This window comes from Moorena sp. SIO4E2 (assembly GCF_010671945.1).
GTDB classification, from domain to species: Bacteria; Cyanobacteriota; Cyanobacteriia; order Cyanobacteriales; family Coleofasciculaceae; genus Moorena; species Moorena producens.
Genome location: NZ_JAAHIE010000284.1, coordinates 1 through 9,347, shown reverse-complemented (window position 1 = coordinate 9,347; position 9,347 = coordinate 1). Strand labels below are relative to the sequence as shown.

Sequence of the window (9,347 nt, the reverse complement as noted above, 5' to 3'; positions counted from 1 at the left end):
CCCTTGGTTTTCGGCTTTAATTTAAGTTACATAATAATCCCTGTCGGTGTTACCGTAATTTAAGTTTAACAAATAATCAGAGTTTTTGGTAGACTCTGCGACATTTTCTCTAGCTGTTTACTAACCTCCCCCATAGTTAATACCAATTCTTCAAAGTAGGACTATAGATACAGATGGGGAGCTCGGGAGTGTCACGAGTGTCGAGAGTGTTGGCAGTGTCGGGAGATGGCCAGATTAAATTGATGTATAGCCCTAATGCCCCAGAATTGGGATATAAGCGTGAAAATGATTTCAATTTTTATTTTCTAGTTTCTATTTTTTAACTGTTTTATCCTGATCAACCACGCTCTACCTTGAATATTGATTGATGTAACTGTTGCTTTAGACAACAGCTAGAAGCATTGTTTTGAGCGAAGCCAAATGAAAAGTTTTCAACACTATCTAGCTCCTGTTGCGATTGGAGCAATTGTCGTTGGTTTCAGTAGCTATGGTTTGGTGAGTGATAACAATCCTGGTTCCCAGAAAACTCCTGTAGCGAATCTATCTGCTGAACCAGCCACCGAGGCTAGCTCTACCACTGGTGTAGCACCCTCTAATACTACTCTACCTAAGATTACTGTACCTACGGAAGAAACTCAACCAGGAACCAAGGTTGGTAAGGTCGCGCTTAAGGCTACAGTCAGCCAAGGTAATAATAATAGCAATCGAGCTAACGGAGTAATTCTTAATGTCTATCGGGCTGACAGTCAGTGTCAGTCTCTGGTATCTGAACAGGTAGCTGTACCAGTAGGAAATCCAGTAAATACAGTTATAGGAAAAGTTTTAGAGACTGGTAACTCCAGTGACTTTAATGTATCGGGATACCGCGTGAAGGTCAATGCCAATACTGGTGTGGCTACCGTCGATTTGCGCCTATCACCAGATTCCCAGCGGCAGTTTGTCTCCCTCTCCACTTGTGAGCAATTTGCCCTTTTCGGTAGTTTGCGTAAAACTCTTACTGCTAACTCTCAGTTGAATATTAAAGATGTTCGCTTCACAGAGCAAGGAGAAGATATTTATCTTTGAACTGTTCGATCAAACTTACACAAAACGTCAGTTTATGACGCTTTCAGAGGCAAACCCCATCTAAATTCCAAAACCCTTATCCAGTAAGGATTTCATCAATTGATTAAAAACCGGACTCGATTGCTGAAATCCTCACCTCGCCAGCATGTACAAAAATAAGATGCGATAGCCGCAGCCCTGTCCGCTCATCCGACGCCGACGCTACTGCTTTCGGACCTGGGATGAATTGCGGCGGAAGCTAACGAATGGATATTTTTGTTTGTCGAGAGCAATTTGCTTTTGTCTAGATTTGTCTAAGTTTTGATGAGAAGTATCCTTCAACAAAGGTCTTGCTTGTGCAAGACCCACTGTGATTAACCTAAACGCAATCTGCCTTACTTGTGCTACTGGTAGTTTCAGCTGCTTTGCGATCGCTTTCAGAGAAACTTTGCCTGTTGTATAATTCCACACTTTGCATTCTAAAACGTTGAGTCGATAATGGGATTGGGGTGGATCGCAGATGGTACTGACTAAACCCCAATCAGGGTCAGGCAATTGCTCAGCCAAAGCCTCCCAGTGGTGCAGTTCCCTTAACCCGATCAATGTCGCTTCTGTTGCCGGTATACTTAAACCGGTCATTTCCAGGATTGGGATCGGCACGTTCTGCTCGAATTTAAATCGACCATCTTTCAGTTCAAACAAAGGACACACTTGCCGTTGTATTTGAATCTGAAACAACCATTTTAGTTGTGCAGTTTGTACAATACCTTGACTTTGGAGATATAAACCAAGTGGCTGATTGGGAGTACATGACTGAGCTAGTGTAGTGACTATACTGTGTTTAACCCACTGATGTTGAGCAATCAGGACAATTAAACCCTGATGGTCCAATCGATTAGCTGCTGCCACAATCCGACCCTGGTAAACCCAAAAGTGATGAACTGGTCGCCGGTATCCAGAAACTCTGGGTAAGGCAGTAATTCTGAGCCAACCAGTTTTCTTTCCTTTCTCTAGAAACTGAAAAAGTTCTGGCAAGTATAAGTCGCTTAGGTAACCATTAATGGACATGTCGGGTAATTAAAACCAAGAGAGCACCTTGAGAGTGTCAACTATGAGTGACAATAAATTATATAGTGTTAGATGGTTTGTGCGGCACAATCCAAGTTTTAGCTGAACCGCGATCAGCCCCACGTGTCACCCTGGGAGTTGCCTTCTGTTTACTAAAGCCGAGAGTCCTTAGGACAAGCAGAAGGAGTAGGTTAGCCAGCGGACCGGGCTTTCAAGGTGCGGACGCAACCTTTGAGCACTCAGCCCCTCATCAATCCCAGACAGAGGTTTGGTTTTTTTGATCGGAGCAAAGATGTTGTGCTATAATGCTATGCCGTTGACCAGAACCACAAAGTGCTAAGTTGGAATTAAATAACATCGTCCCTTGATGCTGATGGGTGAAAGTTCTTTTCAATAGTTGGAAACGTAGCTGAAGAAGCTGGATACGTAGTGTTTGAGTAAAACCCTGCCTCTAAGTCTCAACTCTTTTCTTATCGAGATGAGTGCCAAAGAAATGATTGTAGTATTCAAGACTAGTTTGATTACGATTTCCAGCTTTGGATTAACGGTGATATCAACTGAGCAATCAACCAAAGCGCTAGCAATTCTGGATATGTTTCCAACTCTAAAAAGCGCTCTGAGGGAATACAGTTGTGCTTACCTCCACAATTAATATTACCTTTAAGTAGTACTTTAAGGAAGTTTTTATCCCGTTTAAAAAGGGCTCAAAAAACCACACTTGACCGTCAGGTCAATGTAGATAGGTCACATAAGTTGCTAACCAATAAGGGAACTTCTTCTACTAAACCTGTTGTGATTAGTCTAAAAGCAACTTGTTGCACTTTTTCTACTGGTAATCTCAGTTGCCTTGCAATTCTCTTGAGAGAAACATTGCCATTTGTGTACTCCCAAACTTGCCACTCTATAGAATCCAAACTGTATTTAGGTTGACCACCGTTGATACTGACCAAACCGCCATTGGGGTCAGGTAATTTATCTGCCAGAGCTTGCCAGTTGCGGAGCGATCGCAATCCTTTCAACATAGCTATTTTTGTTGGTATACTCAAACCCGTCATTTCTCGTGTTGGTATGGGTACATTCTGTTCAAAGTTAAACTGACCATCTCTGAGCTGAAACAAAGCACACACATGCTGTAGAATTTGCATTCGAAATAGCTGTTTTAATTGTTCACCTTGTAAAGCACCCTGAGTTCTGAGGCATAAACCCAGAGGTTTATCTATGGCACACAGCTGAGCTAACTTAGCAATTACCCGTTCGCTAACCCCGCAGTGTTCAACAATCAGCGATACCAAACCTTGATTGTCTAACCGATCTGCAGCTGCCACCAGGTGACCCTGATATACCCAAATATAATGAATCCTCCTAGGGGTTGCTTGGTTTATTGGCAAGGGAAGCAACCTTAGCAAACCAGTTTTTTGTCCCTGGGCGATAAACTGAAACACTTCTGGTAGGGAAATATCGGTTAAATGGCCTGTAACAGACATAATTGTTAATTGGCTTCATACTAAAGGGTTAGCGGAAATTACTAATTTAGAATATATTAAGATTTGTTAAAAAAACACCTGGAAATCATTTTTAAAAGTCAAAGTCAACGTTTTATGACCTGAGTGGCTTGTTAATTTGAAATTAAATCCCATATCAATTTATTAATCCTCTTGAGAGAAACAATAATTGGTAACAGTTTCCGAAAGGTCAGACCCCTCAATTGATTAGGTGGTAGCGATGTTAAGATTGGTAAAAAGTTTTCCTAAAACGCTTCTACCTTAAGATCTGGAATACCAAAATTATTGCTATGGGCAGATAAATTTTCCAACAAATTTTATATTTAACACGCGAGGGGAAAAGCACATTCATAGGCTATAAACGGTTGTATACCCTGTTCTATACCCTATTGGTAAGGCTTGATTTTTTAGTTAGACTCTGATCAGTAATTGCTTACTAGGGTTGGATCAAAATCTTTCAACTGACGCGTTCGCCAATAGGCTGTGCATCCACAACCTACGTTACCCTTCATTGAATGGCTATACTTAATGGCAAGGGCTACTCTAGCCAAAAGCCACCTCAAAGAAGAACAACAACGCCTATGGGCGCGAAAGCGGCTTCCCATAAGGGCATCATATCTGTACGAGAATCCATTCAGGGTAAGCCCTACAAACTCTATGGGCTGCAACCTATTTTTTTGAGATTAGATTCCCCCTTCAGATGAAAGCCCACAAAAATCAATCTCTTGGTGCGCATTCCCTAACGCTTTAAAAAAGCGTGGGGTTCCACGGTTTGAAAAATCGCGGGATCAAACCGCCAAACTACTATTGCCTGACTTCCCACCCAATATTCGGATTAGAAACAAAGCAACGAAGGTTTGCAACTTGGATCAATGAACGTCGATTCCGACGGAAAGTCTGCACTTTCGCTCTTGCTGAACTATTGTCGGATTCGACTAAATAAGCTTTACACCCTAATGAGGTCATAAAAATGACCTATGCTTGATGGCTACTCTCAAGCTTTATACTTTTGAGCCTAACTCCAAATCAAAGATCAATATCTTTGAACCGATAATCTTTAAAGTATCTTTATATTAGAGCCAATTGTGAAATAGTCGAGTAAGTTGTAAATAAAATGTGAATGTATCGGTTCCATTTTTCACGTCCTACCTAGTAGCAATTGGGTTTAATGGATCAAAATCAGCTTGGTGTAAGGCTCAGAAAGCTTTGCTCACCTACTGAAAAATTACTACTGAAAAATTACTACTGACTGATCTTTCCAGCTAGGGATTGAGCTGGGAATACACAATCTTGACCAGTGGCTTTGGCTCGCTCAATAGCCTCATCAGCGGCTCGATAGAGGCTTTCGATGTCTGTGCCATCCTCAGGGTACTCTGCCACCCCAGCACTAAATGTTACCTGCACTAGATCACAGTCATCAAATTCTTCACTAACAGTCTCCAAAATTTCTTGGAGCCTTCTGACCCCAGCCTGTCGATTGAGACCATACATCCCGATGAAGAACTCCTTACCTCCCCAGCGGGCAACTATATCCTCGCTGCGAAACTTTTGCCGCAAGATTTGTCCCAACCGCCTAAGCATTCTATCTCCCATCACATGACCAAATTGCTCATTCACCTGCTTTAAGTTGTTTAAATCCAATAAGGCATAGCAAAGAGGTTGATGGTACCGTTGGGATAAGCGCAGTAATCGGTTAAATTCTATGGTAGATTGACGACGATTAGCCACACCAGTTAATTGGTCAGTTTCTCCTAAACTACGGAGCAGTTTGGTACGCTCTAGACGATGGAAAACACGGGTGACTAACTCGGATTTCGTTATCGGTTTAAAGATATAGTCATCAGCTCCAGCTTGATAAATGCGGTGAATTGTTTCAGAGTCTAGGTGTTCACAAAGCAATAGGATAGGTAATCCATGCCAGATGCGATCATTGCGCACAACTTGGCACAGTTCAATCCCATTGAATTGGGGCATGTCTAAATCCAAAATCAGTAGATCAGGTCCTGTCGCTTCGAGCTGTTCCCAAAATTGATCGGGTTCTTCTAAGGTAATAATCTGCACTCCTAAAGGTTGTAGGAAGTGTCGTATACTTTCGAGCACTAGGGGATCATCGTCTACTGCCAGGACTTTGGCGGTGGAAGGTCTGTCTTGATTTAAGACATCTTCAACGGTTTCTAGTAACTGTATTGGGGTAACGGGTTTGGATAAAAACGCCCTTCCTCCCTGACGAGCAACCTCAACGCGATCGCTAAACCGATTTTGCTGTGTAGAAACGATTACTGGGATTTGAGGGTATTGGTTCTGGAAATATTTTAGGAGTGCGATTCCGACCTCTGGATAATTGGGAAACATCAAGTCCAGTAGCACAACATCAGGTATTTCTTGATCCATGACAACTCTGGCTTCCCTGGGATCTAGGACAACTTTTACTTGCATATCCCAATTGACTGCTTCTCTTTCCAACTGTTGTGTCAGTTGCACGTCTCCATCGATAACTAAAATCAAGGGAAGCTTTTTTGGGAATTGGTCGGGTGCCAGGGGTTCTGATCTATCATCCTCGGTTAGTTCAGAGTCTTTTAATACAGTAATGGTAGGATTATCTTCCAACTCACTACTGACATCACCAGAGAATGGTGATGGAGGTTGCTGGAGTTCTTCAGACAGAAGTGCTACCAAAGATGCCAGATTTTGAATATTAGTTGGGGAGGTTAGCTGCTGTAATTGAGGACTAGGCAATTCTATTTGGTTGTCATAGTTCCTGCGTCTTGACAGATATCTACCTTTACCGGAGTTCCTTGTCTTGGTTATACTGACTTCCTGTAGCCAGTACTCAATAGTTTGGGCTAGCCGTGATCCTTCCACTAAGCCAAACTTATCTAAAGCTCTAACGAGCTTGTGGACTTGCTGCTGGGCTTGTTTTCGCAGATCCTCAGTAAGATGTCCGGCTTCGAGAGCATTAACTGCCTGTTCTAAAGTGGCAAACTGACGCCACATGGTTCCTTTAGAACGCTCCCAAGGCTGATTGAACCTGGTTGGGGTTGGTTTGAGTTTCTTTCTCTTGCTCCTCGGTAAGCTCTTGAGGCGATAGCCCATACCATAGACAGTTTCAATCATATCATCAGCTTCAACACTCTTGAGCTTGCGCCTTAACCCCTTAACATGTGCCCTAACTGTTTCTGGTGAAGGAGGGTCTTCAAATGACCACAGATGTCCGAGAATGAAACTCTGACTAAATACTCGGCGCGGATGGCTCAAGAATAGTTCTAGAAGACCGTATTCCTTTGGTGAGAGATGGAGCAGTTGACCTTTATAAGTTACTTCACAGGTACTCGGGTCTAGGCAGACATCACCCCATTCCAGTAGCCTTAATCCAGAAACACTGTGGTGACGCAGTAATGTCCTAATTCGAGTCAACAGATTCTTGGCTGTAAAGGGTTTAACAATATAATCATCAGCTTCAGCATTAAGCTTGACTTGCTCAGCAGTAGCTGCTTGAGAAAGCAACAGCAAAATCCCTCTATCATAGCTTGCCTGCCGTAGTCGCTTACACAAGCTGATACCATCGAGCTTGGGTAAATCCACTTCCAGCACAATCAGGTCATAGGTAAAGGCTTGAGCATACTCGCAACCTTCTTCGCCATCTCCAGCAATATTTACAATATAATTCTGCTCTCTCAACACTTTACTCAAGGTTAGAGCTAGAGCATTGTCATCCTCTACCAGCAAAAGTCTCATGAACAATCCTGCTGTAAGCCTAGTCCTTTACAAATTTTGGATAAACACAGAACACTAAAAAATATACCTCTTTTGACCTAAGCATTCAGGCGTCAGCTGTCAGCTGTCAGCTTAAAATAAACCTGATTTGGGAGAATTTAAAGGTGCCCTTGACCCATTAAGAATTAAATTCGCCAAGGTCAAGCGCACCTGTGGAATGGGCATCTGGCCGTGGAATGGGGATCTGGCCGTGGAACGGGGATCTGGCCGTGGAACGGGGATCTGGCCGTGGAACGGGGATCTGGCCGTGGAACGGGGATCTGGCCGTGGAACGGGGATCTGGCCGTGGAACGGGGATCTTGCCCGTTTCATTTCCGGGCGGGCAGGATGCCCACTCTACTCTTATTCATTCAAAGACTGACGCAACGCCCAAATGCTTACCTCTTTTATTCAAAAGCTGTTCGCACCTCAATTAGCGTGGCCATTCCCTTAGTGTGGCCTTTGGCCAATGCCAAGGGTGGCCATCGCCCATAAGCACCTTAAGTAGCGTAGCCAAAGGCCAAAGGCTGATGGCTGATAGCTGAATGCTTACCTTTTGACAGATGCTATATGTAATTTCTTGATATGTGTTCACCACTATTTGGGTTTTACCATTAGTAACGGCTAGTTGCACTGGATCATCTCAAAATTCTGTAAAGAGTGTGTAAAGATTGTGTCAACTTGAGAAGTGAGCCTTCCCTCTCTTGGTGGGCGTTTCCTAGCGCTCTCTTGGTGCCCATTCACCCTTAGCTTTGAAAAAGCGCGGGGTCGCACCGCATCTTTGATCGCAACGCGCGGATGAGCGGCGTTACCACTCCTTTAACGAAAGGGTAGCGATGAAGCCTCTGTTATTCGAGAACACTAGTCCAGTAATAATACCAAGTTGGACTCAAATTCGTAAGTCATTCTCTTGGTGGGCCTTCCCTAGCGCTTTTAAAAAGCGCAGGATACCACCGCTTTCAGTTGTTATTAGTCCTTTGTCACCACTCGATAACCAATAATCGAGTAATAGAACTGGATAAATTCACGCTCGATCGGGATTTATAGCCATCAAAGCCTCACGGGGTGACAACCCCGTGAAAACCCAACCAGATTGAGATTTTAAGGAATTGATGGTAGAAAAAGATCGGTCTTGAACTTGTGAGCCAGACCGATCAAAAAATGATATTACCTGAACTATATCTTACTCACCTATCACAATACTTCAGTGAGGCTCAATTAATCACTTTATAAATTTTATTGTTGCTACTGCAAATCCATAAACAGATTAAGATTGAAAGGTTAGCCGCTCATTTTACTTTACCAATTAAGTCCGAAATTCGCCGTCGTCATCTTCAAAGGTTTTTCAAGTTACAGTCGAACTCAGGAGCTCTGATTTTGTTACCAATTATTCAAACAATAATTTCTAATAAATCTCCCCAAAAATAGAGGTTATATCTAGTGTTGGATAGAACTCAATGGCAAGATATAGCAGTCGCCAGGGTAATTAGGACATGACAAAAGTCTCAAACTACAGTTTGGCTTGAGTTTAACTTCTGACTTCTGACTTCTGACTTCTGACTTCTGCTATAAAAACTTGTTTATGGTGGGGGTAATTCTTGGAAAACGGGCACTCCCAATTTACTGGCATTGTCTTGATGCAATAGCGAGTGGTTTGTTCGCGTTCGCCTTTGGCGTGGCCTACGGCCAAGCGTGGCCTACGGCCAAGTTACCGTAAGACAGGCTCGCCTTAGGAGTTGCGCAGAAATAAGTTTATGATAAGGGTCTAAAAATGAGACAATAGAATCGAAGTGATTGTTTCTGGGAAAAATGTCAATAATTGAGGATATTAGAACCAAATTTGAGGCTTTAATGCCATACATGGATGAAAAACTCAGACGATTGTGGTCAGGAGTTGAAGCAGTATCTTTAGGGAAAGAAGGAATAAAAACAGTGGCTTTTGCGACTGGATTATCAAGTAAAACCATTAAAAGGGGAATT

Annotated in this window: 6 protein-coding genes; 1 reads left to right on the top strand and 5 read right to left on the bottom strand. The window is 42.9% G+C overall.

What is annotated here, in order from left to right; all coding sequences use genetic code 11:
• Positions 1 to 136: 136 nt before the first annotated feature.
• A complete protein-coding gene (locus tag F6K37_RS24090; RefSeq protein WP_154659740.1) occupies positions 137 to 295 on the bottom strand; it encodes a hypothetical protein in 159 nt (52 codons plus the stop codon).
• 125 nt (positions 296 to 420) lie between these two features.
• On the opposite strand from F6K37_RS24090, the gene F6K37_RS24085 reads away from it, so the two are divergent.
• A complete protein-coding gene (locus tag F6K37_RS24085; RefSeq protein ID WP_008182005.1) occupies positions 421 to 1,065 on the top strand; it encodes a hypothetical protein in 645 nt (214 codons plus the stop codon).
• Between the two features lie 201 nt (positions 1,066 to 1,266).
• Here the strand turns inward: F6K37_RS24085 and F6K37_RS24080 are convergent, their stop codons facing one another.
• From F6K37_RS24080 to F6K37_RS24065, 4 genes are all read right to left on the bottom strand, one after another.
• Entirely contained in the window at positions 1,267 to 2,112 is an 846-nt protein-coding gene (locus F6K37_RS24080; protein WP_287252605.1) for a DUF4388 domain-containing protein, read from the bottom strand.
• Between the two features lie 725 nt (positions 2,113 to 2,837).
• On the bottom strand, positions 2,838 to 3,596 hold the full coding sequence (locus F6K37_RS24075; protein WP_008182001.1) for a DUF4388 domain-containing protein: 759 nt from the start codon (positions 3,594 to 3,596) through the stop codon (positions 2,838 to 2,840).
• A gap of 1,260 nt (positions 3,597 to 4,856) precedes the next feature.
• The gene (locus F6K37_RS24070) at positions 4,857 to 7,349 is read right to left on the bottom strand and encodes a response regulator (protein WP_287252601.1); all 2,493 of its coding nucleotides are present in this window, start codon (positions 7,347 to 7,349) and stop codon (positions 4,857 to 4,859) included.
• 451 nt (positions 7,350 to 7,800) lie between these two features.
• Complete coding sequence (locus F6K37_RS24065; protein WP_131826852.1) at positions 7,801 to 8,001, bottom strand: hypothetical protein; 201 nt, start codon at positions 7,999 to 8,001, stop codon at positions 7,801 to 7,803.
• Positions 8,002 to 9,347: the final 1,346 nt, after the last annotated feature.

Coding starts and splice junctions, on each gene's coding strand:
- F6K37_RS24075 (WP_008182001.1), bottom strand. CDS start 3,596: ATGTCTGTTACAGGCCATTTAACCGATATTTCCCTACCAGAAGTGTTT.
- F6K37_RS24085 (WP_008182005.1), top strand. CDS start 421: ATGAAAAGTTTTCAACACTATCTAGCTCCTGTTGCGATTGGAGCAATT.
- F6K37_RS24070 (WP_287252601.1), bottom strand. CDS start 7,349: ATGAGACTTTTGCTGGTAGAGGATGACAATGCTCTAGCTCTAACCTTG.
- F6K37_RS24080 (WP_287252605.1), bottom strand. CDS start 2,112: ATGTCCATTAATGGTTACCTAAGCGACTTATACTTGCCAGAACTTTTT.